Annotated in this window: 28 protein-coding genes; 3 read left to right on the plus strand and 25 right to left on the minus strand. The window is 67.6% G+C overall.

What is annotated here, in order from left to right; genetic code table 11:
- Nucleotides 1–9: 9 nt before the first annotated feature.
- The 11 genes from PQ455_RS05380 to trbB are packed head-to-tail and all read right to left on the minus strand — an operon-like array spanning nucleotide 10 to nucleotide 9,611.
- Nucleotides 10–234: a DUF2274 domain-containing protein gene (locus tag PQ455_RS05380; protein ID WP_273689879.1), complete on the minus strand. Its 225-nt coding sequence runs from the start codon at nucleotides 232–234 to the stop codon at nucleotides 10–12.
- Entirely contained in the window at nucleotides 231–1,457 is a 1,227-nt protein-coding gene (locus PQ455_RS05385; protein WP_273689881.1) for a TraB/TrbI/VirB10 family type IV secretion system protein, read from the minus strand. Before PQ455_RS05385 ends, PQ455_RS05380 begins: the two co-directional genes overlap by 4 nt.
- Entirely contained in the window at nucleotides 1,454–2,470 is a 1,017-nt protein-coding gene (trbG, locus tag PQ455_RS05390; RefSeq protein WP_273689884.1) for a P-type conjugative transfer protein TrbG, read from the minus strand. Before trbG ends, PQ455_RS05385 begins: the two co-directional genes overlap by 4 nt.
- The gene (trbF, locus tag PQ455_RS05395; protein ID WP_273689886.1) at nucleotides 2,467–3,150 is read right to left on the minus strand and encodes a conjugal transfer protein TrbF; all 684 of its coding nucleotides are present in this window, start codon (nucleotides 3,148–3,150) and stop codon (nucleotides 2,467–2,469) included. Before trbF ends, trbG begins: the two co-directional genes overlap by 4 nt.
- Before the next feature lie 3 nt (nucleotides 3,151–3,153).
- Entirely contained in the window at nucleotides 3,154–4,464 is a 1,311-nt protein-coding gene (gene trbL / locus PQ455_RS05400; RefSeq protein ID WP_273689888.1) for a P-type conjugative transfer protein TrbL, read from the minus strand.
- A 1-nt stretch (nucleotide 4,465) separates the two neighbouring features.
- Nucleotides 4,466–4,768: a putative entry exclusion protein TrbK-alt gene (gene trbK-alt / locus PQ455_RS05405; RefSeq protein ID WP_273689890.1), complete on the minus strand. Its 303-nt coding sequence runs from the start codon at nucleotides 4,766–4,768 to the stop codon at nucleotides 4,466–4,468.
- Between the two features lie 5 nt (nucleotides 4,769–4,773).
- Nucleotides 4,774–5,532 (minus strand): P-type conjugative transfer protein TrbJ, encoded by a 759-nt coding sequence (gene trbJ, locus PQ455_RS05410; RefSeq protein WP_273689892.1) that lies wholly within the window; start codon nucleotides 5,530–5,532, stop codon nucleotides 4,774–4,776.
- Nucleotides 5,529–8,018, minus strand: coding sequence for a conjugal transfer protein TrbE (gene trbE, locus PQ455_RS05415; protein WP_273689895.1), 2,490 nt, complete (start codon nucleotides 8,016–8,018; stop codon nucleotides 5,529–5,531). The genes trbJ and trbE overlap by 4 nt, the downstream gene beginning before the upstream one ends.
- Nucleotides 8,015–8,296: a VirB3 family type IV secretion system protein gene (locus tag PQ455_RS05420; protein ID WP_273689897.1), complete on the minus strand. Its 282-nt coding sequence runs from the start codon at nucleotides 8,294–8,296 to the stop codon at nucleotides 8,015–8,017. Before PQ455_RS05420 ends, trbE begins: the two co-directional genes overlap by 4 nt.
- On the minus strand, nucleotides 8,293–8,628 hold the full coding sequence (locus PQ455_RS05425) for a TrbC/VirB2 family type IV secretion system protein (protein WP_048578620.1): 336 nt from the start codon (nucleotides 8,626–8,628) through the stop codon (nucleotides 8,293–8,295). The genes PQ455_RS05420 and PQ455_RS05425 overlap by 4 nt, the downstream gene beginning before the upstream one ends.
- Nucleotides 8,625–9,611 carry a P-type conjugative transfer ATPase TrbB gene (gene trbB, locus PQ455_RS05430; RefSeq protein ID WP_273689929.1) on the minus strand — a complete coding sequence of 329 codons (987 nt, stop codon included), beginning with the start codon at nucleotides 9,609–9,611 and terminating at the stop codon, nucleotides 8,625–8,627. The genes PQ455_RS05425 and trbB overlap by 4 nt, the downstream gene beginning before the upstream one ends.
- Before the next feature lie 228 nt (nucleotides 9,612–9,839).
- Here trbB and PQ455_RS05435 point away from each other — a divergent pair, with 228 nt between their 5' ends.
- Together PQ455_RS05435 and PQ455_RS05440 are read left to right on the plus strand one after the other, a co-directional pair.
- Entirely contained in the window at nucleotides 9,840–10,658 is an 819-nt protein-coding gene (locus PQ455_RS05435; RefSeq protein ID WP_273689931.1) for a hypothetical protein, read from the plus strand.
- Nucleotides 10,655–11,116: a hypothetical protein gene (locus PQ455_RS05440; protein ID WP_273689933.1), complete on the plus strand. Its 462-nt coding sequence runs from the start codon at nucleotides 10,655–10,657 to the stop codon at nucleotides 11,114–11,116. Before PQ455_RS05435 ends, PQ455_RS05440 begins: the two co-directional genes overlap by 4 nt.
- Here PQ455_RS05440 and PQ455_RS05445 read toward each other — a convergent pair.
- The 11 genes from PQ455_RS05445 to PQ455_RS05495 all read right to left on the minus strand — a co-directional run bounded on the left by PQ455_RS05445 (nucleotide 11,099) and on the right by PQ455_RS05495 (nucleotide 19,452).
- A complete protein-coding gene (locus PQ455_RS05445; RefSeq protein ID WP_273689935.1) occupies nucleotides 11,099–11,524 on the minus strand; it encodes a ribbon-helix-helix domain-containing protein in 426 nt (141 codons plus the stop codon). The genes PQ455_RS05440 and PQ455_RS05445 overlap by 18 nt on opposite strands.
- Before the next feature lie 9 nt (nucleotides 11,525–11,533).
- Nucleotides 11,534–13,507: a conjugal transfer protein TraG gene (locus tag PQ455_RS05450; RefSeq protein WP_273689936.1), complete on the minus strand. Its 1,974-nt coding sequence runs from the start codon at nucleotides 13,505–13,507 to the stop codon at nucleotides 11,534–11,536.
- Nucleotides 13,508–13,521: 14 nt separating this feature from the next.
- A complete protein-coding gene (locus PQ455_RS05455) occupies nucleotides 13,522–15,273 on the minus strand; it encodes a relaxase/mobilization nuclease domain-containing protein (RefSeq protein WP_273689938.1) in 1,752 nt (583 codons plus the stop codon).
- Nucleotides 15,274–15,511: 238 nt separating this feature from the next.
- A complete protein-coding gene (locus tag PQ455_RS05460) occupies nucleotides 15,512–16,276 on the minus strand; it encodes a lytic transglycosylase domain-containing protein (protein ID WP_420542858.1) in 765 nt (254 codons plus the stop codon).
- Nucleotides 16,277–16,427: 151 nt separating this feature from the next.
- Nucleotides 16,428–16,760 (minus strand): DUF736 domain-containing protein, encoded by a 333-nt coding sequence (locus tag PQ455_RS05465; RefSeq protein WP_273689940.1) that lies wholly within the window; start codon nucleotides 16,758–16,760, stop codon nucleotides 16,428–16,430.
- Nucleotides 16,761–16,796: 36 nt separating this feature from the next.
- Nucleotides 16,797–17,354, minus strand: a complete 558-nt coding sequence (locus PQ455_RS05470; protein ID WP_273689941.1) for a S26 family signal peptidase — start codon at nucleotides 17,352–17,354, stop codon at nucleotides 16,797–16,799.
- On the minus strand, nucleotides 17,351–17,857 hold the full coding sequence (locus PQ455_RS05475) for a DUF2840 domain-containing protein (protein ID WP_273689942.1): 507 nt from the start codon (nucleotides 17,855–17,857) through the stop codon (nucleotides 17,351–17,353). Before PQ455_RS05475 ends, PQ455_RS05470 begins: the two co-directional genes overlap by 4 nt.
- On the minus strand, nucleotides 17,854–18,120 hold the full coding sequence (locus tag PQ455_RS05480; protein WP_015459426.1) for a helix-turn-helix transcriptional regulator: 267 nt from the start codon (nucleotides 18,118–18,120) through the stop codon (nucleotides 17,854–17,856). Before PQ455_RS05480 ends, PQ455_RS05475 begins: the two co-directional genes overlap by 4 nt.
- A 128-nt stretch (nucleotides 18,121–18,248) precedes the next feature.
- Nucleotides 18,249–18,917: a DUF2285 domain-containing protein gene (locus PQ455_RS05485; RefSeq protein ID WP_420542836.1), complete on the minus strand. Its 669-nt coding sequence runs from the start codon at nucleotides 18,915–18,917 to the stop codon at nucleotides 18,249–18,251.
- A complete protein-coding gene (locus PQ455_RS05490; protein ID WP_273689955.1) occupies nucleotides 18,811–19,032 on the minus strand; it encodes a transcriptional regulator domain-containing protein in 222 nt (73 codons plus the stop codon). Before PQ455_RS05490 ends, PQ455_RS05485 begins: the two co-directional genes overlap by 107 nt.
- Before the next feature lie 147 nt (nucleotides 19,033–19,179).
- Nucleotides 19,180–19,452: a DNA -binding domain-containing protein gene (locus tag PQ455_RS05495; RefSeq protein ID WP_145074289.1), complete on the minus strand. Its 273-nt coding sequence runs from the start codon at nucleotides 19,450–19,452 to the stop codon at nucleotides 19,180–19,182.
- A 169-nt stretch (nucleotides 19,453–19,621) separates the two neighbouring features.
- Here PQ455_RS05495 and PQ455_RS05500 point away from each other — a divergent pair, with 169 nt between their 5' ends.
- Complete coding sequence (locus tag PQ455_RS05500; RefSeq protein ID WP_273689957.1) at nucleotides 19,622–19,849, plus strand: helix-turn-helix domain-containing protein; 228 nt, start codon at nucleotides 19,622–19,624, stop codon at nucleotides 19,847–19,849.
- 159 nt (nucleotides 19,850–20,008) lie between these two features.
- Here the strand turns inward: PQ455_RS05500 and PQ455_RS05505 are convergent, their stop codons facing one another.
- The 3 genes from PQ455_RS05505 to PQ455_RS05515 all read right to left on the minus strand — a co-directional run bounded on the left by PQ455_RS05505 (nucleotide 20,009) and on the right by PQ455_RS05515 (nucleotide 24,161).
- Complete coding sequence (locus tag PQ455_RS05505) at nucleotides 20,009–20,851, minus strand: DUF932 domain-containing protein (protein ID WP_273689960.1); 843 nt, start codon at nucleotides 20,849–20,851, stop codon at nucleotides 20,009–20,011.
- Between the two features lie 284 nt (nucleotides 20,852–21,135).
- Nucleotides 21,136–21,435 carry a DUF736 domain-containing protein gene (locus PQ455_RS05510; protein ID WP_273689962.1) on the minus strand — a complete coding sequence of 100 codons (300 nt, stop codon included), beginning with the start codon at nucleotides 21,433–21,435 and terminating at the stop codon, nucleotides 21,136–21,138.
- Between the two features lie 671 nt (nucleotides 21,436–22,106).
- Nucleotides 22,107–24,161, minus strand: coding sequence for a ParB/RepB/Spo0J family partition protein (locus PQ455_RS05515; RefSeq protein WP_273691242.1), 2,055 nt, complete (start codon nucleotides 24,159–24,161; stop codon nucleotides 22,107–22,109).
- Between the last annotated feature and the right edge of the window lie 261 nt (nucleotides 24,162–24,422).

A 24,422-nucleotide genomic window follows, 5' to 3' on the forward strand; every position in this document is an offset into this window, starting at 1 on the left:
TCCGAATGCTCAGTTCTTTCCGATGTCCCGACGACGTGAAAACCCTCGGTCGCTGGCCATAAACTTTGCTAGCATCGGCGAGACGAGCTTTTCGGGCGGGATGGCTTCCGCGCCCGTTTCAGCCGCGAGTGCGGCGGCGTAAGCGGCGAGATCACGGTGGACGGTGGCTGGTAGTTCGACCGTTAACTTGACGGGTCGGTCGTCGGCAAGCGGCCCCAGCTTCAACTTTGTCATCGTGCGGCTCCCATTGGTTCGAGCACAAGGTCGCGGGTGAGGACCACGCGCAGCGGATGGCCTGGCCGGATGGTGAGCGTCGGCTGCACGTTGAGCTGCCGCCGCACGATCTGCTGGCCGGTCTGGTTGATGGTGTCCTGCGAGCCCCGCCGCAGCGCGCGGGTCAGCTCGTCCTCGCTGTCCGCGCCCAGCTCGGTGCCGACGCCGAGCAGCGTGGAGACGGCGGCTGCCCTGAGCAGACTGCCCCAATGCTGATTCACGCGGTCCTGTAGGCCCGCGAAGCCCGCGCCGTCCGCGCCGGGCTGGCGCTCGAGAACGATCGAGCGGCCGTCCGGCATGATGAGCCGATCCCAGGCGAGCAATACGCGGGTCTGCCCGGCGGCGATCTCGCTGTCATACTCGCCGATGAGCCGCGCGCCCTGCGGGATGAGCAGGATGCGCCCCGTGAGGCTGTCATAGACGTTCGCCGTCACCTGCGCGGTGATCTGGCCGGGCAGGTCCGAACGGACGCCGGTGATGAGCGCAGCCGGGATGGTGCTGCCGGCTTGCACGATGTTGGGCGACGCCGGCGCGGCCAGCCGCTCGACGCTGACGGTGCGCTGGTTGGCCGCCTGCGCCATGAAGGCGCGCTTGCCGGCCTGGTCGCCTTGCGCCGCCTGCTGCGCTGGTTCCTGCGCGGAAGGTGCCGGCAAGCCCGGCGTCGAAACCGGCTCCGCACCCGCACCCGCACGCCCGCCGCCGCTGCCGAGAAAGACCGAGCTGGTGCGGGCCGCATCGCGTTCCTGCGCCGCTCGCTGCCGGGCGGCCTCCGCCGCCTGCGCGCGCGGATCGGGCGGGCCGGGCTGCGCGCCGACCGGCGGCACCGGCACGTCTTCGCCACGCTGCTGCGCCGATACGATCGGGCGGCCGAGGTCGCCGGGAAGCGGTGGGCCGAGCCGGGGCGCCTGGGCGTAGTCTCGCGGCCCGGATGTGATCGCCTCGGAGGTGGCGCGGCTGTCGGTGTTATAGAGTTCTTGGCGCACCTCGTCGCCCGGCGGTCGCAGAGCGTAGATCAGCGAACCACCTATACCGAGTCCGGCGGCGACGCCAACGAGGGCGAGCGCTTTACGGGACAACCGCATGACGCGGGGTGGATCGCCGCGAAGCTGGAACGCGGCCGGATCGGGCCGTGGCGACTGCGGGGTGGGCCGATCCTCGACGGACGGATCGTGGCTATCGGTCACGGCCGCCCCCTCCGTCCGTCGTCGCGAACGATGCGGACGCGCTGCTCGGTGCGCCGATCGCCCAGGCGCAGCTCGGCGGCGGCGAACAGGCGATCGACCACCATGTAGCGACCTTGGACTCGATAGTTGACCAGCTCGGCGTCACCACGCGGGCCCGTCACGAACAGCGGCGGCATCTCGCCCTGCGAGATCCCGGCCGGAAATTCGATGAACACCTGTCGCCCGTCGTCGAAAGCGCGGGCCGGACGCCACGGCGCGCGGTCGCCCTCGATCCGGTAGCGGAAATTGAGCGCCGTTACGTCCACGCCGGTCGCGGCCGGCGCAGCGGCAGCAGCCGCCGCGTTGCGGCCTTGTAAGGCGATGAGCTGGTCCTGCGGATAGGTCCAGGACACAGACGCCATGTAGGTGGCGGGCGTTGCGCGCAGCTCCAGATGGTAAGTGCGGCGGTCGGTATTGATGACCAGATTGGTGGTGAGGTCGGGCCGGGTGGGCTTCACGAGGATATGCACGCGCGCGGTCGGCCCGCTGCCGCTCACCGTGTCGCCAATGATCCACCGCACCGTATCGCCGGCCGCGACCGGCCCCGGCCCCACGAGCTGCTCGCCTTCCTGCAAGGCGATGTCCGTCACCTGACCGGGCGCGGTATAGACTTGATAGAGCGCGCCTTCGGTCCACGGATATTGCTGGATGGCGTTGAGAAAGCCGTCACGCACCGGCTGGATGCGCGCGGCGTCGTTGGCGTCGCCGACACGGCGGCGCGGATCAGCGGGCTCTGGCGGTCGCGCGCGCTCCGTCATCGGCTCCAATTGGCCGGGCAGCGGCAACGGCTCGGGGATCGTGACAATCTCGACCGCGCGGGGCGGCTCGGCCGCGGGCGTCGCGACGATCGCAGGGGGCGGATCGTCGAAAGCGATCACGGGCGGCCTGGCCGACGTGGTGGCACAGCCGGCGAGCGCGGACGCGGAGACGAGCAACGCGGCCGTGGCCGCGCGGCGGATGGGTATGCCGGTCATTGCGACAGCTCCTTCGACCAGTTGAGGGCTTTGACGAAGACGCCAAGCGGATTCTTGCGCAGGGCGTCGGGGGTACGCGGTGGCTGCACGACGATGGTGAGGATCGCCGACCAGCGTTCGGTGGCGGCAAGGCTGCCGTCCTGATAACGGCGCTCGATCCAGGCGACGCGGAAGCTGTCGGGTGAGGCGCGGATGACGCTCGAGACTTCCACCGCGACCTGCACCCGCCCGACATTGGCGAACGGGTCGTTGGCTCGCGCATGATCGTTGAGTGCCATCGCGCCGCGATCGGTCGTGAAATCGTAGGCCCGCAGCCAGTTCTGACGGACAATGACCGGATCGGCCGGGATCGCGCGGACCTGCTCGATGAAGCGGGCGAGGTGGAACGCGATCTGCGGATCGGTCGGTCGGTAGCCGGCTTCGGCCGGCGCAACCGCTTGGGCCTCGCCCAACCGATCGACTTGAACGACCCACGGGACGATATGGCCGCGCGTCGATTGCCAGACGAGGCCGCCGGCCAAGCCGCCCGAAAGCGCGAGCGTCCCGAAGAAGGCGAGCCGCCAGTTCTTCGCCTGCACGCGCGCCGAGCCGATGCGGTCGTCCCATGCCTGCGCCGCGCGCTGATAGGGTGTGGCCGGCTCGGTCGTCTGGCCGTAGCGGATGCTCGGTCGCTTGAACATGGATCAATCCTTCTGGCTGGTGTCGACGGACGCGCCGCTGCCGCCGCCGTCGCCGGAGCGCAGCGTGTGGGCGGCGATGGTCGCGCCGTGGGTCATGGTCTGGCGGTTCTTCATCGCGGACGCCCAGGCGGGCGCTCCGGCCGGCGCGTCCGGCGACGGCGCGGAGCCGCCGCCTGAAACGGTCCCGCCCGTTGCGGTGACGGCGGCGCGGCCGCCCGAGCGATAGCTGCCCTTGAGCGAGGCGGCCGCCTTGCGAAGCGGCGACATGGCTGCGCCGACGGCGGCCTGGCCGACGCCAGCAGCGCCGCCGGCAACGGCGGCAGCGCCGGTCTTGCCGGCCGAACCGAGTGCATAGGCGCTGTTGGCGGCGCCCGAAGTGAAGGCGGCGCCGCGCGCTGCGCCGCCTACTGCACCCGCCGCCGCGCCGACGCCGAGGCGGGCGGCAGCGGCGCCACCGGCAAGCGCGCCGCCGGCTGCGAGCACGGTTCCCGCCGCAGCCCCTGCGCCAAGCGCCGGGCCGCCGGAGACGATGCCATTGGCGATCGACGGGCCGAAGATACCAAGGCCGAGAAGACACAGCGAGGCAAGCGCGACGGCCATCGCGTCCTCGATGCTCGGCTGCGCGCCGCCGAAACCGGCGCGGAACTCATCGAACAAGGTCGAGCCGATGCCGACGATGACGGCGAGCACCAGCACCTTGATGCCCGACGAGATCACCAGCCCCAGCACGCGCTCGGCCATGAAGGCGGTCTTGCCGAACAGGCCGAACGGAATAAGGACGAAGCCGGCGAGCGTCGCCAGCTTGAACTCGATCAGCGTCACGAAAAGCTGGATCGCCAGAATGAAGAAGGCGAGGATGACCAGCACCCAGGCGATCAGCAGCACCGCGATCTGGATGAAGTTCTCGAAGAATGCGACCCAGCCCATCAAGTCTGAAATGGATTCTAGGATCGGCTGACCAGCCTCCAGCCCAACTTGGGCGACGCGGCCCGGCTGGAGCAGTTCGGCGGCCGTAAAGCCGGTGCCCGACGCTTTGAGGCCGAGCCCGGCGAAGCTCTCGAAGACGATGCGTGCCAGGCTGTTCCAGTTGCCAATGATGTAGGCGAAGACGCCGATGAACAGCGTCTTCTTGACGAGGCGGGCGATGATGTCGTCGCCCTCACCCCACGTCCAGAACAGCGCGGCCAGGGTCACGTCGATGACGATCAGGGTGGTGGCGATGAACGCCACCTCGCCGCCGAGAAGGCCGAACCCGCTGTCGATGTAGCGGGTGAAGACATCCAGAAAGCGATCGACGACGCCGGTGCCGCCCATGTCAGTTCTCCTGTGCCGAAGCGTCTTCGGCGATGCGGGCGGCGGGGCGCGCGCCGGGCGCGAGGAATCGGCGACGGTTCTCGGCCCAGGCGCGCAGGCAGTCGGAGTCGCTTGCCCCGGCCGCGCCGATCGACTGGCAGCGGCGCAGCTCGATCAGCAGCGGGTCCGTCGCCGAGGTGTCGGCGACGGCCGCCGGCGCCGCGCGCGGGGGTTCGGGTGCGCGGCTCATCTCGATCGCCGTCATCGTGATGGCGATGGCGATGAAGATGACGGCGCCGATGCGCGCGAGGAGCTTGCTGTCCACGGGCGTCAGTCGTGGAACATGCGGGCGTTGCCCGGCTGATAGCCGGTGGACCGCGTGAGGAAGCGGCGGAGCCGTTCGCGGCTCTCGGCTTCGACGGCAGCGTTGCGCGCGGAATCCAGCGCCTGCGCCCGGCCCTGCGCGGCGAGCAGCGCCGTCAGGTCCGCAAGCTGCTGTGATTGCAGCGCGAGAAGCTGGTTGCCCGCCTGCGCCGCCTGAAGCGCGCCCGTCGCCGACTGGCTGGACGTGACCAGGCCGTCCATCGTGGTGCGCGCGCCGTCGATGTTGCCGACGACGCCGGCCTGAACGCGCAGCGCGTCCTCGAACGCCCCGACGCTATCCGCCCAACGCGCATTGGCATTGGCGACCATCTGCGCGTGGGTGCCGGTGAGCGCCGCGCCCTTGTAGCGGCCGTTGAACACCTGCTGGACGTTCTGCACATCGTAGGCGATGCGCTGCGCCTCGCCGAGAAGCTGCTGGGTGCGCTGCACCTGCTGCTGCAACTGCTGGAGCGAGCTGAACGGCAGCGAAGCCAGGTTGCGCGCCTCGTTGACGAGGCTGGTCGCCTGCTGCTGGATTTGCTGGATCTGGTTGTTGACCTGCTGGAGCGACCGCGCGGCCGTCAGCACGTTCTGCGCATAGTTGGTCGGGTCATAGACGATCCCGCCGAACTGAGCGTGCGCCGGCGTGGCGGCGGTGATGCCGATCATGCTCGACGTGGCGATGGCGCCGGCCAGCATGGCGCGGCGCAGGATATTGGGTTTCATGGGGTCGTGTCCTTCAAGGCAAGGTGGAGCTGGCCGGCATCTTCCCGGCGACCGGCCAGCGGATCGGGTTGGGGTTCGGGAAGAAGATCGACCGCCCAGGCCAGGCCGCGATGGCGCAGCCATTCGGCGGCGAAGCGCTCGCGGCCGTGGGTCTCGACCAGCTCGGCGATGCGGAGCTGATCGGTCTTGGAAGAAGCGGCGGCGAAGGCCAGCGCGATCTCGCCCAGCCCCAGCTCGAACAGCCGGTTGCCGCGCCGCGACTGGCAGTAATAGTCGCGCTTGGGAGTCGCCCGGCTGAGGATTTCGATCTGGCGGGCGTTGAGGCCGAACCGCTCATAGATCGCGGCGATCTGCGGCTCGGCCGCGCGTTCGTTCGGTAGGAAGATGCGCGTCGGGCAGCTCTCGATGATGGCCGGCGCGATGCTCGACGTCTCGATGTCGGCGAGGCTCTGCGTGGCGAAAACGACGCTGGCGTTCTTCTTGCGCAGGGTCTTCAGCCATTCGCGGAGCTGCGCGGCGAAGTCGGGGCTGTCGAGAACCAGCCAGCCCTCGTCGATGATGATGAGCGTGGGCGAGCCGTCCAGTCGGCCCTCGATCCGGTGGAACAGGTAGGACAGCACCGCGGCGGCCGATCCGGCGCCGACCAAACCCTCGGTCTCGAACGCCTGCACCGACGCTTCGCCGAGCCGTTCGGCCTCGGCATCGAGCAGCCGGCCCCACGGCCCGCCAAGGCAATAGGAGGCGAGCGCCTGCTTGAGCTGCTGGCTCTGGAGCAACACGGCGAGCCCGGTCAGCGTGCGTTCCGTGACGGGCGCACTGGCAAGCGAGCCGAGCGCCGACCACAAATGCTCTTTCGCCTGCGGATCGACCGCGACGCCTTCCGAGGCGAGGATCGCCGCGAGCCAATCCGCCGCCCATGCGCGCTCGGCCGGATCATCAATACGGGCGAGCGGCTGGAGCTGCACGCCGTCGCCGGCCTCGTCGGCGAGCATCCCGCCGAGATCCTGCCAGTCGCCGCCCATGCCGATCGCAGCGGCGCGAATGCTGCCGCCGAAATCGAAGGCGAAGACCTGGCCGTTCTCGTAGCGGCGGAACTGCATCGCCATGAGGGCGAGCAGCACCGACTTGCCGGCGCCGGTCGGCCCGACGATCAGCGTGTGGCCGACGTCGCCGACGTGAAGGGAAAACCGGAACGGGGTCGAGCCTTCGGTCTTGCCATAGAGCAAGGGGGGCGCGCCGAAATGCTCATCCCGTTCCGGCCCCGCCCATACTGCTGACAGGGGGATCAGGTGGGCGAGATTGATGGTGGAGATGGGAGGTTGGCGGACATTGGCGTAGGTGTGGCCGGGCAGGCTCCCCAGCCATGCCTCGATCGCGTTCATGCCCTCGGGGATGACGTTGAAGTCGCGGCCTTGGATGACCTTTTCGACCAGCCGCAGCTTCTCGGCGGCGACGGCGGGATCGCGGTCCCATACCGTCACCGTCGCGGTGACATAGGCCATGCCGGCATAGTCGGCGCCCAACTCCTGCAGGGCGGTGTCGGCGTCGGCGGCCTTGTTGGAGGCGTCGCTGTCCACGAGGACCGACGCCTCGTTGGTCATCACCTCCTTCAAGATCGCGACCACGCTCTTGCGCTTGGCGAACCACTGGCGGCGGATGCGGCTCAGCAGCTTGGTCGCATCGGTCTTGTCGAGCATGATCGCGCGGGTCGACCAGCGATACTCGAAGGCGAGCCGGTTCAGCTCGTCGAGCAGACCGGGGAAGGTCACGCTCGGGAAGCCGACGATGGTGAGCGTGCGAAGATGTTGGTCGCCGAGCTTCGGTTCGAGCCCGCCGGTCAGCGGCTCGTCGGCGAGCAGCGCGTCGAGGTGCATCGGCGTCTCGGGGACGCGCACGCGCTGGCGGCGGGTCGAGACGGTCGAGTGGAGGTATGTCAGCGTCTCGGCGTCATCGAGCCAGCGAACCTCGGGCACGAAGCCGTCGACCAGGTTGAGCACACGGTCGCTGCGATCGGTGAAGCCCTTGAGCAGCTCCCACGGATCGACGCCGGATGTGGAGCGGCCCTCGTAGAGCCAGCCTTCGGCGCGCGCCGCTTCCTCGGCCGGCGGCATCCACAGCAGCGTCAGGAAGTAGCGGCTCTCAAAATGCGCGCCCTCCTCGCGGAACTGTTCGCGGCGCTCGAACTCGACCAGCGACGACACGGGATCGGGAAAGTCGGACTGCGGATAGTCGAGCGCCGGGGTGCGCTGCGCCTCGACGAAGATCGCCCAGCCGGAGCCGAGACGGCGCAGCGAGTTGTTCAGCCGCGCTGTCGTGGCGACCAGCTCAGCCGGCGTCGCGCTGTCGAGATCAGGGCCGCGGAACCGGGCGGTGCGCTGGAACGAGCCGTCCTTGTTCAGCACGACGCCTTCGCCGACCAGCGCCGCCCAGGGCAGGAAGTCAGGAAGGTTTGCAGCTTTGCTGCGATATTCGCGCAAGCTCATCATGGCCGCATCCATGTCGGGTAGCGGAGGTGGCGTCGGGCCACGTCCACGAATTGCGGGTCGCGGCGAGCGGCCCACACGGACAGCCCGTGGCCGACCGCCCAGATGACCAGGCCGGCGATCCACAGGCGCAGGCCGAGGCCGATCGCGCCCGCCAGCGTCCCGTTGACGATGGCGATCGAGCGTGGGGCGCCGCCGAGCAATATCTGCTCGGTCAGCGCCCGGTGGACCGGGGCGAAATAGCCCGCGATCGGTTCGCCATGATCGGCCGCCCCGTTCATGCGATCAGCGCTCCGCCGCCGAACGAGAAGAACGACAGGAAGAAGCTCGACGCGGCGAACGCGATCGACAGGCCGAACACGATCTGGATCAGCCGGCGCGAGCCGCCCGATGTGTCTCCGAACGCCAGCGTCAGGCCGGTCACGATGATGATGATGACGGCGATAATCTTCGCCACTGGCCCCTCGATGCTTTCGAGGATCGACTGGAGCGGCGCTTCCCACGGCATCGACGAGCCGCCGGCGTGGGCCGGAACGGCAAAGGTCAGCGCGATCACGCTGGCGGTGGCGGTAAGCATGGCGCGGCGTGCGCCATGCCGAAGGGCATGGATCATGGCAGGTCTCCGGCTTGGTGGTTGGTGAGGGGTGCGAGGCGGTAGTCGCCGGTTGCGAGGTCGAGCCCTTCGACGCGGGCCAGCTCGGTCAGCCGGCGCCCGTGCGCGTCGCGGACCAGCACGGCGATCAGGTCGATCGTCTCGGCGATCAGCGCGCGCGGGACCGTCACGACGGCCTCCTGGATGAGCTGTTCCATGCGGCGCAGCGCGCCGAGCGCAGTGCCGGCGTGGATAGTGCCGACTCCGCCGGGATGACCGGTGCCCCAAGCTTTGATGAGGTCGAGGGCCTCGGCACCGCGAACCTCGCCGATGGGGATGCGGTCGGGGCGCAGGCGCAGCGACGAGCGGACCAGCTCGGACAGCGACACCACGCCGTCCTTGGTCCGCATGGCGACGAGGTTAGGCGCGGCGCATTGCAGTTCGCGCGTATCTTCGATCAGGACGACGCGGTCGGTGGTCTTGGCGACTTCCGCCAATAGCGCGTTGACCAACGTGGTCTTGCCCGCGCCGGTGCCGCCCGCGACGAGGATGTTGGCGCGGCTCTCGACGCCGTGGCGCAATGCCTCAGCTTCAGCCGCCGACATGATCCCCGCAGCCACGTAGTCGTCGAGCGTGAACACGGCGACGGCGGGCTTACGGATCGCGAAGGCCGGCGCGGCGACGACGGGCGGCAGCAACCCCTCGAACCGCTCACCTCCTTCCGGCAGCTCGGCCGAGACGCGCGGGGATCGGGCGTGAACCTCTACGCCGACATGGTGCGCGACCAGGCGGACGATTCGCTCGCCATCGGCAGCGCTCAGCAGCTCGCCAGTATCGCTGATCCCCTCGCCGAGTCTATCGAGCCAAAGCCGGCCATCCGGGTTCAGCATCACTTCGATGACGGCGGGATCGTCCAGCCATCCCGCGATCGACGGTCCGAGCGCCGTGCGCAGCATTCGCGCGCCGCGTGTCTTGGTCTCGGATCGGATCGGCTGGACGGTCAAGGATCGGCCCCTGGATTGGGCCGGGCGAACCGCCGCCTGACCTCAGGAGCACATCAAGAGACGCAGAAATATTCGCCCTGCAACAGCTACTTATCGGCGTAGTAAAAGCGGCGGCATATACGGTGCCGGCGGCGGATTTGTTTGGGCTGACACTCGGCCTCCGCGGTTCGCACCATTATCGACCAGGAATGATGACGGGCGAATCGGCGAGGCGATAACGGACGGATGATGGCAAGCAATTCAGAGACAAACGACGCGGAAGAGACTGGGGCATCGCTTTCAGTCGAAGCCCGCCCACGATGGTCGATCTGGATCGACATCGAGGGCTTTAGCAAACTTTGGGAGGACGGCGGGTTAGCCTTGGCAGGATTGCGCGCGCTGATGAGCGGAATCTACGCGATCGGTAACAAGGTCTATACCGACGATGGCGATCGGCTCTTCGCCCACCAGTTCGGGGATGGCTTTGTCATCGTCGGCGATTTCCACGAGGAAGCGCTGGACCGCTGCGTCGCAATCGCTGTTGCGCTCATGCGCCACATCGCGACGTCGGGTTGCCTCGCCCGCGCCGCTGTCGCCGAGGGTGATTTCGCCGATTACTCGGGTTGCTGGCCCAAGGAAATCCGTCAGGAGATAGCGAACCTTCAGTCCAACGATACCGTGTCGCTGGGGAGCGGGAGCATGACCCTATTGCCCGTGATGGGAACGGCTCTCATCAACGCGAACAAACTCGACAGCAGCAATTGCGTAAAGGGCGCTGTGCTGACCATCGCATCGAAGGATGCGGGGCGGATCGCCAGCGGCTTTCCCCGCCGCGTGTCGGCAGCGGACGGCAGGTTCACGATGATCGATTGGGTGCATGCCGCCTCCCCCTTTATCGATGAGATTGTCGCCCGATCGGGCGTCGGCGGTTTATCCGCTGCCGACATCGAGGCAGCCATTACCCGCTATGTCGGAGGGATGCCCGCGCCGCCATCGGCATGGATCACCGGCACCCGCGACTATGGCAGCCTTTCCATGCCGCTCGCGGGGGACGAAGCGGCGACATGAAGCGAGAGAAGACGCCGAGGATTCCGACAGCGGAAGAATTTTCAGCTTACAGGGGCGCGCACTGCCACCAGCTATGGGCGCGGGTTGGTCCCGACTGGACTTGCCCGTGTTGCAAGCGGTCGAAATTCCAGATTCTCCGTTGGACTATGCGCTTCCCGCGCACGGCAGAACGCTTCGAAGACTGGATGGCTGGACTGCATGAGCATCACGATCATGCACGCAGTTGGGACGGCATCGGCGTTGCTCGGTTTCATCCAACGGTGCTGTGCGATCAGTGCAACGCAGCAGACGGTGCGGCAAAACGGCGGCTGAAATTGCCTGAATACTTTTCATTCTCACCTATGGAAATCGCACAGTTCGTCACGGCAACACCGCACGGAAAGCATGTGATCGATCTGGCATCGGCAGAACGCATTTACAGATCCCTTCGAGGTGCCGACCTAGTCGCTTTCAGGTGACGGTCTCGGAGCGACATCTTCGGGTATCTCGTCCAGCAGGCTCTTGCCGCTGGCATAGCGACGACCGAGCGTTTCGATGAAGCCCTCATAGCGCTTGCGCCCCTTCACCTGCGCAGCAGCCTGGTCCTCGTCGGACAGCGGCGGTGTCACCGACAGCCAGAAGCGGACGAACAGCGCCAGCGCTTCGGTCGAGAGTCCCGTGTTGCGCTCAAGCCGCTGCACCTGACGCGACAGGCGGTCGAGCCGGCGAGCGAACGCCGCCTCCATCCGGTCGGCGCCATCCGGCGAAAGATAGGACGCCACTGCCGCCTCCACGATCGCCGAGCGCGAGATGCGGCGGCGGATCGCCAGCTCGTCCACCTGCTTAGCAAGTGCGGGCGGGAAATAGACGTTGAGCCGGGTCCGCATGACGGCCTCCTACAAGTCGATGCCGTCGGCCGGATCGAGCGAGGCTTGCCGTGCGAGCCCCTGCATCCGGCGGCGCACGGCTGCCTGCCGGGCCGCGTCGTCCTGCTCGTCCTCCACGATCGCGAACTCCTGCGCGGGCGGGGCCGTCGTTTCCGGCGCAATGGCGACATGCTCGGGCAGCTCGGGCTCTCGGCGCAGCCCTCCATTGGCAGCGTCCTCGGCATCGCGGACGATGCGTGCGACCTGCTTCGGATCAGCGGATGCCTGCCGCCCGGTCCAGTCATCGGACCTGACACTGGCCGCCTCCGGCGCCGGCGCCGACGCGATCCGCTCGGACAGGCGGCGATCTTGATAGTAGCGCGCCTTCTTCGCGCGGATCGGATGAACGCCCGCGACCATGACGATCTCGTCGTCCGGTGGGAGCTGCATCACCTCGCCGGGGGTGAGGAGCTGGCGGGCGGTCTCGGACCGCGACACCATCAAATGCCCGAGCCACGGTGACAAGCGATGCCCGGCATAGTTCTTCATCGCCCGCATCTCGGTGGCGGTGCCGAGCGCGTCCGACACGCGCTTGGCCGTGCGTTCGTCGTTGGTGGCGAAGCTCACGCGGACATGGCAGTTGTCGAGGATCGCGTTGTTGGGGCCGTAAGCCTTCTCGATCTGATTGAGCGACTGCGCGATCAGGAACGCCTTGAGCCCGTAGCCCGCCATGAACGCCAGGGCAGACTCGAAGAAGTCGAGTCGGCCGAGCGCGGGAAACTCGTCGAGCATCAGCAGCACGCGATGGCGGTTGCCCTTCGGGGTCAACTCCTCGGTCAGCCGGCGCCCGATCTGGTTGAGGATGAGGCGGATCAGCGGCTTGGTGCGGGATATGTCGCTGGGCGGCACGACCAGATAGAGCGTCACCGGCCGCTCGCCCTCGACCAGATCCGATATGCGCCAGTGACAGGCCCGCGTGACTTGCGCGACGACAGGATCGCGGTAGAGGCCGAGAAACGACATGGCCGTGCTGAGCACGCCCGACCGCTCGTTGTCCGACTTGTTCAGCAGCTCGCGCGCGGCGCTAGCGACGACGGGATGCACGCCGGCTTCGCCCAGGTGCGGCGTCGCCATCATCGCGGCCAGCGTCTGTTCGATCGTGCGCGCCGGGTCCGAGAGGAATCCGGCGACGCCGGCCAAGGTCTTGTCCGTCTCGGCATATAGGACGTGGAGGATCGCGCCGACCAGCAGCGAGTGGGAGGTTTTCTCCCAATGATTCCGGCGCTCCAGCGACCCTTCGGGATCGACCAGCACGTCGGCGACATTCTGCACGTCGCGAACCTCCCACTGGCCGCGCCGCACCTCCAGCAACGGATTGTAGGCGGCCGACGCGGCGTTGGTCGGATCGAACAGCAGCACGCGGCCGTGCCGCGCCCGAAAGCCGGCGGTCAGCGTCCAGTTCTCGCCCTTGATATCGTGGACGATTGCCGACGCCGGCCAGGTCAGCAGCGACGGCACGACCAGGCCGACGCCCTTGCCTGAACGGGTCGGGGCGAAGCACAGCACATGCTCAGGGCCATCGTGGCGCAGATAGTCGCGGGCGAGCCTGCCGAGCACGACGCCGTTCGGCCCGAGCAGCCCGGCCGCATGAACCTCGCGCTCGGTCGCCCAGCGGGCTGAGCCATAGGTCTCGGCGTTCTTCAATTCACGCGCGCGCCACACCGACATGCCGATGGCGACGGCGATCGACGCGAACCCGCCCGACGCGGCGATGAACGCGCCCGTCTTGAAGATGTCGGGCGCGTAGGCGTCGAACGAAAACCACCACCAAAAGAAGGCCGGCGGCGGATAGATGCGCCAGCCGAAGGCAACGACCCACGGCGGGCCAAGCTCGGGCTGATAGGCGAGCGCGGCGGCTGTCCACTGCGTCGCGCCCCACACCCCGGCGAGCACGATCAGGAACACGATGATGATCTGGCCCCAGAGTATCTTGGTCGCGGACATGGAGGTCTCCTGATTCAGATGCCGAGGCCGCGCTTGCGGCCGAGCGTCCAGTCGATGCCGCCGCCGGCGCGGACGACGCCGGACACCTGACGGCCGAGTTGCTGTTCGAGGGTGCTGGCCCACGGCACGAGCCGGAAGCCGAGCCCGTCGTCGACCATGGCGAAGCGGCCTGACGCGAGCGCGAGGCGCTGGCGCACAACACCTGCGATCTTCTCGCCGGAGCCAGCGGGCCGGTAGGCAAGCCCGGTCTCGCACGCGATCTTCGCGCCAACCGCGTCCAGCTCGCGCTTGCGGAGCGTGTCGAGCATTCCGCGCTCGAACACCGTCCGCTCGCCGAAGCGACGCGCCAGCCCTTCCTTGACGAGATGGTCGGTGCGCGCGTCCATCGCGCGCCGCACCTCGGCGCCGAACCCGCCGTCCGCAACGCTGGCGCCACGCTCGATCAGGCGATGGTCAAGCCAGGTCGCGCCGGGCGCTTTCACCTGCGCGGCAAGGTCAATGTCCGACCGCGTGGCGAGCACCAGCGTCGGCGTTTTCTCGCCGGGCCGGCCGACGCCGCGCAACTCGACGATGCCGCCGAGCTTGGGGCTATGCTCCAGCGCCTCGATGCCCGGCAGGCGAACATGGTGGGTGCGCCCGTCCGTGCCGTCGATGACGGCATAGGCGGTGCCGGTCAGCTCGTCGTGCAAGCCCTTGTCGATCAGCCGGCCGGCGATCGGCTTCGCGGGCGCGCTGGTGACGACGGCGTAGCTGTCGAGCGGCCGGTCCTGCCCCCGATCCTTGAGCGCCGCGCCGATCGTGCGGATGATGTCGCCGCGCACGCCCAGCTCGCGCAGCTTCGCCGCCGCACCTTCCGCGACCGCCCATTGGCCGGTATCCCCTTCGGCCGCGAGCCCCATCGTCTTTAGGTGTTGCAAGCGCCCGACCATCAGACGGCGGAGCCGCGGATCGTCAGGGCCGGGCCGCTCGGGGCGCAAGTCGATCACGCCCAGCTCGTCGGACGCGCGCTTGATATCGGTATCGAGCCGGGTCCAGCGTTCCGCCGTCACCTCACGGTCGAGCGCGCGCTGCACCTCATGTTCGGGCTTTGGCCCAAGCTCGGCGAAGGCCAGGTCTTGCGCGCGCGAGCGGAGATTGTGGCTGATGTAGTCGCGGGAGATAACGAGATCGGCGCCCTGATCGGTAACGCCGCGCACGAGCAAGTGGACGTGCGGGTTGTCGGTGTTCCAGTGATCGACCGCGACCCAATCGAGCTGCGTCCCGAAATCCGCCTCCATCTGACGCATGAGGTCGCGCGTGTATTCGCGCAGGTCGGTCAGGTCGGCGGCATCCTCCGGCGACACGATCACCCTGAAATGATGCCGGTCATCCTTGCACCGCTCGGTGAAACCGCGATCGTCTGCATTGTCTCCGGCCGCGTCGAACATCCGAGTAGGCGAGCCGTCGCGGGTGACGCCTTCGCGCTTCAAATATGCGACGTGCGCGGACAGCGGAGCCGAGCGCCGGCCGCCCCGGCTGCGGGTGGTCACGGGGAGCATCTTGACCATGACGCGGCGGCCCGAGCCGAACAGGCGGCTGCGGGCAAAGGCAGTGCGTCCCCGCCCGAAGGTCGATTGCGCGCCACGGCGCGCGCCGCCACGCCGGCCGCCGCTGTGGATCGCGGCGACGCGCAGCACCTCGGCGACTAGGCCGCGGCCATTGCGGCCCTGCGTCGTGCTGCGCTTGGCTTTGCCGGGACGAACGCGGAACTCGCTGTCCTCGCTCACGGCCGGGCCGCTTTCGGCCGAAAGTGGCCTGTGGTGCCATTCGAGGCTTTGTTATTGCTGGATTTTCCCTTCCGCGCGGCACGCGCGCCGACCGACGCCCCCGTGTGAAGCCACGGAAAAGCCTCGGCTTTTCGGCTGAACGGGGCGCTGCTTATATCTTGCCCTCGTCTGTCCCTGCCGTTTTCTCCCTCCCCAGGCACAATCCTGCTCGGGACGGATGATGGGGATGAAGCGCAGATCATTGCGGTCGGCCGGCGCGGGCGCGGGGCACGAACAGCGTGTCCGCCGGCTCGTTGGCAGACGGGGCGGCGGCGCGAAAGTCGCCGGATGTCGGCCCATCCGCCGGCAGTTCGGGCGCGGGTTCTGCGCCGCCCGACCGCTCGGAGACGCCCTCGGACGCGGCGCTCGCGGTGCGGACGAACAGCGCCGCACGACGCCACGCGAAGCGGTCCGGCGGCGCACTCACCGCCGTTTCAACCACATCCGGTGCGCCGGCTACGGTTGTAAGCTGGGCGAGGTAGCCGACCGTCTCGGCGGGCAGCGGACGGCCGCGCGACAGGTAATCGTCGTAGCGCCCCGGTCCCGCATTATAGGCCGCCAGCATCGCGGTCGCGTTGCCGTAGCGGTCGTGCATCTCGCGCAGGTAGGCCGCACCCGCCATGATGTTGTCGCTCACGTCGAACGGGTCGGGGCCGAGACCGTAACGGGCGCGCAGCCCCGCCCAGGTCGCGGGCATGATCTGCATCAGTCCCATCGCGCCAGCCCGAGAGACGGCGCGCGAATTGCCCCGGCTTTCGACGCGCATGACCGCCCATATCCACGCTTCGGGAATCCCGAACCGGCGCGCGGCGTCGGCGACATGACCGGCGAAGGAATGTGCTGCGGCGGGGACGGCAACGGGCGCTTCTTGCGCCCAAACCGTTCCCGGCGCAGCGCCACCGGACAACAGGACGGCGGCAATCAATTTGGCCGATCCGACTCCGCTTCGACGCCAGCCTGCCAGCGTGCTCGCTGCGGTAAAGGGTTCGCGCGAAGCGCCGGCCGTCGGCCGCCCTTGACCTTCGCTGCGCGCGCCGGCCGGCCTTGGGCCGAGCGGGACGAAGGGATGAGACGGCTTTCCCGCGAACAAAGGGATGAGCAGGGATCGCACCGGGTCAGTCCTGCTCGCGTGATTTCGGCTGACGATTCCAGCGCAGCGACCAGGCCGATTTGTCGCCCGTGTTCTGGAACAGTGCGGCGCGGATCGGCTGCGCAAACGCGGGGTCGTCGATGCGCAGCGAGACGTAATCCCCGGCGCGCTCGCCGGTCTTGTTCCAGCCCGCGCCGATCTCCGGGCCTTCGCTGTCGCCGCGGTGGACGCGCCAGTCCGGCGCCTTTTCGGCGTCGATCGGGTCGGAGGGAACGATCGAAATGCGGATGTCGAGCGTCGCCGTCTCGATGATCCCTTCATAGCCGTTGGCGGTGCGGAAAAAGCTGCCGATCTGCATGGGAATGTCCTTTCGTTTGGCGGGGTGAATGCGGAGTCAGGACCGGGCGGCACGCCACGTCAGCGGCGCTTCGGGCGTGTCGCGGGTGAGGATCGGGATCGCGCGGCCGAGCACGGTCGAAGCCGGCAGCGGCCCGAAATAGCGCCCGTCCAGGCTGTCGGGATGTCCGGGATTGAGGAGAAGCAGCTCGCCTGCCGCGAGCGTGCGGCAACCTTGCCACCCGGGCAGCGGACGGCCGATCCGGTCACGGATCAGGGCGACGGCAACCACCCGTCCATCAACGCTGATCGTCACGCCGATCCGGCAAACGCGCTGCCCCGTCTTGGCGGTGACATGCTTCAACAGCGGCACGTCGCGGCCGAGATAGCCGCGCTCGGCCAACCAGCGCCCAAGCCGCTCGGGCGGCGCGACGGCGACAAGCGCGCCAACCGGCGGATCGCTGTCGGGCCGTATGCGATAGAGGCCGAGCGGTGCGCTCGCGCTGGCGTTCCAGATGACGCGCGGGAGCGGATCGGTGAGGGCGATCGCAGCGAACGATAGGACGAACGCTGATGCGGCGAAGGCTGTCGCGCGGAAATAGAGGCGGCGCGTCATCCCTCGATCTCCCGGCGCTTGAGCCAGGCGCGATGACGCTCCAGCGTGTAGGGGCGCGGGACTTGTCCGGCGGCGATGCGGTTGTGAACGTGCCGCCAATGGTCGGGCGCGGCTTCACACGGATCGACGCCGGCCGCTTCGGTTGCGTCAATCGCCGCGAGAACCTGACTGACCTTGGGCCAGCCCTCGATCTTGAGCAGGATGTCGCCACCCGGCCGCACGAACGGCAGCGTCGTGAACGGCTCAGCCGCGCCGACCGCGCGCACGATGTCGATGCGCGAGCTGACCGTGCCGTAGTCGTTCGCCGCCCAGCGGACGAAGGCGAAGATCGCGCCCGGCTTGAAGCGGACGATGCGGCGGCGGCGATCGACGATTTCGTCCACGGCAACGCGGCCGAACCTGATCCAGTGCTCGATCCGCTTCTCGATCCAGGTCAGTTCAACGCGAGTCATGCCGTCGTCGGATGGCTGGCGGTGACGCATGGGTGGCGGCGGGACGGTCATCGCCGGCTCCGGGCGATGGCCGAATCCGCGCGCGGCATGAGGTCGTCCTGACCCGGATCGGAGGTCGAATGTTTGATGCCGATGTCGGCCCAGGCCCGCAGGTCATCGACCGAATAGACGACTCGGCCCCCGATCCGGCGGTAGGCGGGGCCGGTGCCGAAATAGCGGTGCTTCTCCAGCGTGCGGCCGGAGAGGCCGAGAAAGCGCGCGGCTTCCGGCGTGCGCAGGAAGCGGGGCGGCAGGTTCGTGGGCGTATCGGACAAGTGACGGCTCCTGCGGGCGGTGGCGGCAGGAGGCGTAATTGTCAGAATGGAGGCGGCCGGGTGGGGTATGAAGATGTGCGGCTGCGCGGATGTGACCACCCCCGCGTCAGCGGGCCAGGATAGGCGTTTCAGCGGATGCGGAGCAGCTTGCGGTAATCGCCTTTCATCATGGCGATGCCATCACGGACCAGCCGAACCACAAACGACCGGGACGCTGACATTTTCCAGTCGCTCGCGGAGAGCTTGGCCGCGTCCTCGCGCCCCAGCTCGACCGCGATCTGGCGATAGGTTGCACCGCCATCACGCAAATCAAGGGCGCGGAGGATCAGGCTTAGGCGGGCTAAGCGATAGGGTGTGAGCGGCCAACCGCGCGGCAACGGTCCGGCCTCCCGGCCGAGCAGCCGGCGATGGAAGCGCAATAAGGTGGCGATCCGGGTAACGAAGTCCCGGTCGAGCGGGATGATGGCGGCGAGCGGTCGGCCGGGGGTCGGGTCACGCAGCCATAGCCGATGCTCGCCGGCTGCGTCGGCGACGATGACGTGGCGCCCGTCGATCCCCGCCAGGTCCGCGAGCAGCGTGCCGAGCAAGTGCGGATCGACCGGCTGAGCGCTCGCGAATCCGTCCGGCGCCGCGTCGAGAATGACCGTGACGGCGGTCAGTTCCGGCCGCCAAACGACGGGCTGGGTCAGGTCATCGGGCGCCGTGGCGAAAGGACAACCCCCAGCGCCGCGCGAACGCCGACTCGGCGGCGTTCTTTGCGACGGCGCCGCTCGCGATGCGTTGCTGCATCTGCGCATGTTCGGCGCGATAGGTGAGGTTACGGCGTAGAAACTCGGCGGCTATGTCGGCGCGCCCGATCGCGTTGGACAGACCGCCGTCGCGTCGCTGGCGCCGGCGCTGTGGCGTCGGCATTGCATCCTCCCAACCGCGCTTCGCGCGGATTTCAGGCAGTGCAGCGTCACCTGTCGAGTATCGCGCGAATAGCGCGAAGACTGCGCTCAACCATGCCGCGAAAGCCGTGCTGGAGCCGAGCGAATGGGACCGAATTGGAGTTAAATCTTAACGCCTTGCTGGCCTCTGGCAGCCGAGCAGATGGGCATAGCCAACCTCGGTCATCCATCGTGCTCGCGCAAGATGACTGTCGTGCATTGTCTTCGCTCTGTGCGGTTCGGCGGCAGCGTCGATGCCGAGAATACAGGCGGCGACCTCGCGCCAGTCTGCGCCTTCGTCGTCGGCGTCGAGCAAGCGCAGATAATCGCCGAGATGGCCTTCATCGTAGGCGGTGAGCTGTGATACGTCCGGCGCACGATCCGCGAATGGGCTGGTGCTCATGGCGCCCTCGTCATGTCTTCCGTTAACCAACTTAGACCAAATACAGAGGCCAGCTACGCGCAAGTCTCGCATCGTTCGTCGCACCTGTTGCAGCGATAAGCGGGGTGAGGCTGACGATACACCTTATAGGAGATAAACCGCATAATGTGTATCGTCCAGTTTGCCGCGCATGGACATGCGCCGCCTCGTGGGATTGAACTTTGCCCGGCTGAGGAAGGAAAAGGGCTTTACCCAGGAGCGCTTTGCCGAAACATCAGGATTCACGCAGCAATATGTGAGTGATTTGGAGCGAGGCCGCCGTAATCCTACAGTCGTGACCTTGTTTCATTTGGCTTCCGCACTTGGCGTCACGCCGGCTGATCTTCTTGCTGAAGCCGATCAGACCGAGACTGACTAACCGAAACCCTTTCTCGCGAGCCGGGCGCCAGCCCGGCGAGCGCGCCATATGCGGCCGCGCGAACCATCGGGACGCGCGGCCGCCGACGATGCAAGCGGGTGGCTCGCGTGAATGCGCAGAGCCGTAGAGCCGGAAAACCGGCCCTACGGCTTCGGACGGTCAGGCTGCTTTCAGTCGCTGCATCCCCTCGGCCAGCGTCCACAGCGCGCGATTAAGCGTCACATTCTGGTCGATGCCGTTGATGGCGCGGGTCTGACTGCGACGGATGCGGCCTTCGGCGTTGCGCTTGCGGCCCTGCAACCCACCCCGAATGACGTTCTCCTGAATGACGTTGAACGTGGTCCAGAGGCTGTCGCCCCTATCTTCGCGGCGACGCGGCTCGATGATTTGCTCGGGGCGCAGCGGGCTTTCGTCGTCGCCGTAGCGGGCAACCAAGCTGACCTCGGCTAGCAAGCGGCGCTCGTCGTCGGAAAGCCGAACCTCCTTCATCGTTTCGCTGGCGTCGATCAGCCGGGGAAAATCCTCGGCGACGGTGTAAACGCCCTCGATGATGTCGTGCTCGATATTCCCCTTGTGCGGCACACGGACTTCCTCGAACCGCTCGCCAGCGATCATGGAATTGGTGCAGACGAAGCGCAGCATCCCGGCGAACATCTGATAGGCGCTGGTCCCGTCATGGCTGTTCACGATGATGACCTCGGCGGCTTCGGGCTTGCCGATGCCCTCATCACGGCGCAGGCGCAGCATATGCTTGGCGTGGCCGTGGCGGCTCCCATCGCGCGGAACCGACTGGACGGCAAAGAACGGGAACCATCCCTCCCGGCGCAATCCCTCCACGATGTCGATGGTCGGGACATAGACATACCGCTCCGAACGGCTGTCGTGCGCCTCGCGGGCGAAGATGGACGGGACATGAGCGTAGAGCGCCTCGTTGTCGAGCGGCTCCCGTCCGCTGATCTGATGGGCGTTCCGGCCGAACCGGGTGGCAAGTTGATGATACATGGCTGAACTCCTTGGGCTTGGGTTTCCGCGCAGCGGAGCGCCGCGCTGAAACCCTGCCCGTCGGCGAGACCGGGGGTGCAACCGGAGCGGGCGGCTTCGCGGGGAACCGGCTGCACGGAACGCGAAGCGTGGAGGAAGCTGGGCGGAAGCCGCTCCGAAGGGCGCTGGGGGCAGCGCCCCAAGCACCTCACAACATGCCGGGCCACTGGCCCGTCCATATTATGAACCGGCGGACCAGCACACGAAGGCGCCCCGCTTCGAGGGAGCGGGGCGCCGTGTGGAGATCAGCGCGACCAGATGAGGGCGTATTCGCCAGGGGTCTCGGTTTCGACCAGAGTGGCGTAGATCGGAGCCGCGAAGGTCGGGTCGTCCAGCTTGACCGAGATGTAGTCGCGGTTCTCGCGGCTGGTCTTCTTCCATCCCGCGCCGCACTCGACCGTGCCGACCGCGAGGCGGAAATCGGGAGCCTTCTCGCTCTCCTTGTCGATCGGACGGAGGGTGGCCTTGGCGTTGAGGGTGAGCGTCTTGATGGTTCCGGTGAAGGAGCCGTTGCCCGCCTGGGTGAAGGTGCCGATGGTAGCCATGTCGAAGTTCCTTTCGCTTCGGGCCACGACCGCCGCGGCCTCGATGGCGATCGGTGAAGCGGGGATGATCGGACGCGCACCGCTTGCGGCCGGAGCGCAGCGAAGGATGGCGACGCGCGGCTTTTTTGTTTCGCGATGCAAAGCCGAAGGCGGCGGAAAAAAGCCGCGCGTCGCCGTTGCGCCAGGCCGATCAAGGCGAAGCCGGCCCCGGTTAGATCAAGCCAATCGAGAGGCCGCGCGGTTGTCGCCGAGCCGGAAATTCTACGCCGGGGCTATCAGGGGCATTGTCAGTCGGAGGCATTCGCTTCTTTGCTGGCCCGCGCTGGGATCACCTCGCAAGCAATCCTTCGCAGAGATGTCGGGAGAGCGGGCGTCGCCGACTCTCTGCCTATGTGTTCGCCGAGATCCAAACGTGAGGCTCGAGTAGACCGTCGCTCACCGCCCCCATCATCTTCGCCAAGCGCTTCCGCCGTGCGGGTCTGCAATATCACTCGGCGAACCGAGCCCCAGAAACGCAACGGTCGATCCGCCATCAGCACGCCGCCCCGCGCCCTCGGAGCGGGGCGCCTTTGCAATGGGAAAGCGGCCGCGCCCCAACGGGCGCGGCCGCGATTTTCCGCCGGTCGTTAGAGAAAAGTCGGGACCGCTCCCGCGGTCCCGACCCCATGCCGCTATTCGGCGGCGACAGCATAGGACGCTTCGCTATCCTCCACTTCGGGCGGCTGCTCCACGCTATCCGCGTCCTCCGGCTCCACAGGCGCGCCGTCCGCTCCCTCCGGTTCGGGCGTCCGCAACACGGCGGGAAGCCAGCCGGTCCCGGAAAGAAGCTGCTCGGCGGCCTGCGCCATGTCCGGCTTCTTCATGTCCGCGATGCGGCGGGCGGCGTCCTCGGACACGCCTTCGGTCACGGCCTCCACGATATGCGCCTTGGTGACACGGCCAAGATAGCTGTCCACGGTCGGCGTCCAGTCCTTCGTCACATCCAGCGCCAGCGCGCCCGCCAGCCTGTCCGCCGTTTGCAACGACCGGGGCTTGCGGTCCCACGGCAATCGCAGGGCGTTGACGGTGCGAGCCGCGCAATGCGCCAGCAGCGCAATCCGCTTCGCCTCGTCCAGCCCGACGATGAAGCCCCATAGGTCTGCCACGTCGCGCGGCATCCGCTCGGCCCATGCCTCGTGCTGCTCGTTCGCCCGCGCGGCCAGCGGCGTATCCTCGATTCCGTCCGCATGGCTCCCCAAGGGAGTCACGGTCGGACGAACCTCAAGGCAACCGGCCTCCGCATAGCTGTAGAACAGTTGTGCGGTGAGCGTGTGGGTCAGCGCGATCAACGCCGTATCCGGCTGATCGGCCAACGCCACGCGGAGCGCCAGCGTCCGATGGGCGGACAGGTCGCGGGTGAGGCTGTCGGAAATCGGCTTGCCCGGTTCCTCGTCCTCGTCGACATCCTGCACGCCCTCGTCGCCGTCCTCCGGCTGCTCGTCGTCGCCCATCTGCGGCTCGGTCGCATCGCCTTCTTCCGGCTCCGACTGCGGCTCCGCCAGCGCCTCGTCCTCGGCCCGCACGAAACCGCGCTCGATCCTGACCGTGCCGTCATGATGAAGCACCACGAACGCGCCGCCGTTGGCGATCACGTTGGGGTCATAGGCGGAGCGCTTCGCCGAATAGGCGTCGATCTCATCCGACACCGCATCCAGCTTCGCGGCAATGTCCTCCGGCATTTCCTCGAAGGACTCATAGCCCTCCGCCAGCGCGTCATACTCCGCCGACAGAGCGTCCAGCCGCGCCTCATCCTCGTCGGAGAGGGTGACGGTCTGCGGATAGAAACGCCGCATCCCATGGGCGTGGGGATAGTCGATGTGCGCTTCGGCCCATTTCCAGCCCTCGGCCTGAACGCGCTCGGCAATCTCGCGCAGCTTCTCGATAGCGAGCGTATCGAGCAAGCCCGCATCCTCGAAGAACCCGCCACGGTCCTCGCTGAACAGGTCGCGGATGATGTTGCCGCCCGCTTCCGCATAGGCTTTGGCTCCGACGAACACCGCGCGGCGGTCCTCTGCCGACACATTGCTTGCGGTCATGTCACGCCGGATGATCCACGGCTCACGGTTGTGATGCAGGTTGGCGAACACCTGTTCCTGCCGGTCATGGTCCTCGGTGATGGCGAAGGCCATAAGCTGGTCGAGCGTAAGGCCGTCCTCACGATAGACCTGCAACAGCTTGGGCGAGACAGCGCCAAGGCGAAGGCGCTGCTTCACCACGGAAGCCGACACGCCGAACCGCGCACCGATTTCCTCGGCGCCATAGCCCTTGCTCTCGGACAGTTCGCGGAACCGCTCGAACTGGTCAGCGGGGTGCATCGGCGTCCGGGTCACGTTCTCGTCCAGACTGATTTCCGATGGGTCGTTCGCCGTATCGAGCCAGCAGCGCACCGGCTCGGAATTCTTGATCTGCTTGCGCTTGGCGCGCAGCAGCATCGCCAGCCTGCGGCCCTCGCCAGCAGTGACGAAATAATTGCCGGTGGGTGTCCCGTCCTCCTTGGTTTCCGGCTCCACGACAAGATTCTGGATCAGCCCCTTGTGCTGGATCGAAGCGGCCAGCGCCTCGATTGCGGCTTCCCCATGCGGCACCTTACGGGCATTGCGCGGCGACTTTTTCAGCCTGGCGAGCGGCACGAAGATTTCGACGCCCGACACAGGCTCGGCGGCTACGGTTTCGGTAACAGCGTTCATCACACTTCTCCTAAAAACCGCACTCACCCCGGAATGGGGTGGGCGGCGAAGAAGCGACCGGCTGGCCCGCCAGCGGAGCCGGGCAGCATCCGCAGGACCGGAACGCAGTGGAGGACGCGCCAATAGCGCGTTGCGGCCCGGCGGGGCGGGCCTAGAGGGAAGCGACGCCCACCCCATCAACGGGGAGAGAAACGACCAGATGCGATCGGGGCGGCGCAGCCCTGGCCCGATCTCCGCAGCTTCAAGAAAAAAGGAACCCGC

It is taken from the genome of Sphingomonas naphthae, from assembly GCF_028607085.1.
Classification (GTDB): domain Bacteria; phylum Pseudomonadota; class Alphaproteobacteria; order Sphingomonadales; family Sphingomonadaceae; genus Sphingomonas_Q; species Sphingomonas_Q naphthae.

Excerpts from the sequence above, each read along its gene's own strand:
- PQ455_RS05475 (WP_273689942.1), bottom strand. The coding sequence starts at position 17,857 with ATGACCGTCCCGCCGCCACCCATGCGTCACCGCCAGCCATCCGACGAC.
- PQ455_RS05505 (WP_273689960.1), bottom strand. The coding sequence starts at position 20,851 with ATGTATCATCAACTTGCCACCCGGTTCGGCCGGAACGCCCATCAGATC.
- trbJ (WP_273689892.1), bottom strand. The coding sequence starts at position 5,532 with ATGAAACCCAATATCCTGCGCCGCGCCATGCTGGCCGGCGCCATCGCC.
- PQ455_RS05485 (WP_420542836.1), bottom strand. The coding sequence starts at position 18,917 with ATGCGCAGATGCAGCAACGCATCGCGAGCGGCGCCGTCGCAAAGAACG.
- PQ455_RS05445 (WP_273689935.1), bottom strand. The coding sequence starts at position 11,524 with ATGCGGACCCGGCTCAACGTCTATTTCCCGCCCGCACTTGCTAAGCAG.
- trbE (WP_273689895.1), bottom strand. The coding sequence starts at position 8,018 with ATGATGAGCTTGCGCGAATATCGCAGCAAAGCTGCAAACCTTCCTGAC.
- PQ455_RS05425 (WP_048578620.1), bottom strand. The coding sequence starts at position 8,628 with ATGATCCATGCCCTTCGGCATGGCGCACGCCGCGCCATGCTTACCGCC.
- trbF (WP_273689886.1), bottom strand. The coding sequence starts at position 3,150 with ATGTTCAAGCGACCGAGCATCCGCTACGGCCAGACGACCGAGCCGGCC.
- PQ455_RS05490 (WP_273689955.1), bottom strand. The coding sequence starts at position 19,032 with ATGCCGACGCCACAGCGCCGGCGCCAGCGACGCGACGGCGGTCTGTCC.
- trbL (WP_273689888.1), bottom strand. The coding sequence starts at position 4,464 with ATGGGCGGCACCGGCGTCGTCGATCGCTTTCTGGATGTCTTCACCCGC.
- PQ455_RS05450 (WP_273689936.1), bottom strand. The coding sequence starts at position 13,507 with ATGTCCGCGACCAAGATACTCTGGGGCCAGATCATCATCGTGTTCCTG.
- PQ455_RS05500 (WP_273689957.1), top strand. The coding sequence starts at position 19,622 with ATGGACATGCGCCGCCTCGTGGGATTGAACTTTGCCCGGCTGAGGAAG.
- PQ455_RS05435 (WP_273689931.1), top strand. The coding sequence starts at position 9,840 with ATGGCAAGCAATTCAGAGACAAACGACGCGGAAGAGACTGGGGCATCG.
- PQ455_RS05495 (WP_145074289.1), bottom strand. The coding sequence starts at position 19,452 with ATGAGCACCAGCCCATTCGCGGATCGTGCGCCGGACGTATCACAGCTC.
- PQ455_RS05470 (WP_273689941.1), bottom strand. The coding sequence starts at position 17,354 with ATGACGCGCCGCCTCTATTTCCGCGCGACAGCCTTCGCCGCATCAGCG.
- PQ455_RS05440 (WP_273689933.1), top strand. The coding sequence starts at position 10,655 with ATGAAGCGAGAGAAGACGCCGAGGATTCCGACAGCGGAAGAATTTTCA.
- trbG (WP_273689884.1), bottom strand. The coding sequence starts at position 2,470 with ATGACCGGCATACCCATCCGCCGCGCGGCCACGGCCGCGTTGCTCGTC.
- PQ455_RS05510 (WP_273689962.1), bottom strand. The coding sequence starts at position 21,435 with ATGGCTACCATCGGCACCTTCACCCAGGCGGGCAACGGCTCCTTCACC.
- PQ455_RS05515 (WP_273691242.1), bottom strand. The coding sequence starts at position 24,161 with ATGAACGCTGTTACCGAAACCGTAGCCGCCGAGCCTGTGTCGGGCGTC.
- PQ455_RS05465 (WP_273689940.1), bottom strand. The coding sequence starts at position 16,760 with ATGCAGATCGGCAGCTTTTTCCGCACCGCCAACGGCTATGAAGGGATC.
- PQ455_RS05420 (WP_273689897.1), bottom strand. The coding sequence starts at position 8,296 with ATGAACGGGGCGGCCGATCATGGCGAACCGATCGCGGGCTATTTCGCC.
- PQ455_RS05380 (WP_273689879.1), bottom strand. The coding sequence starts at position 234 with ATGACAAAGTTGAAGCTGGGGCCGCTTGCCGACGACCGACCCGTCAAG.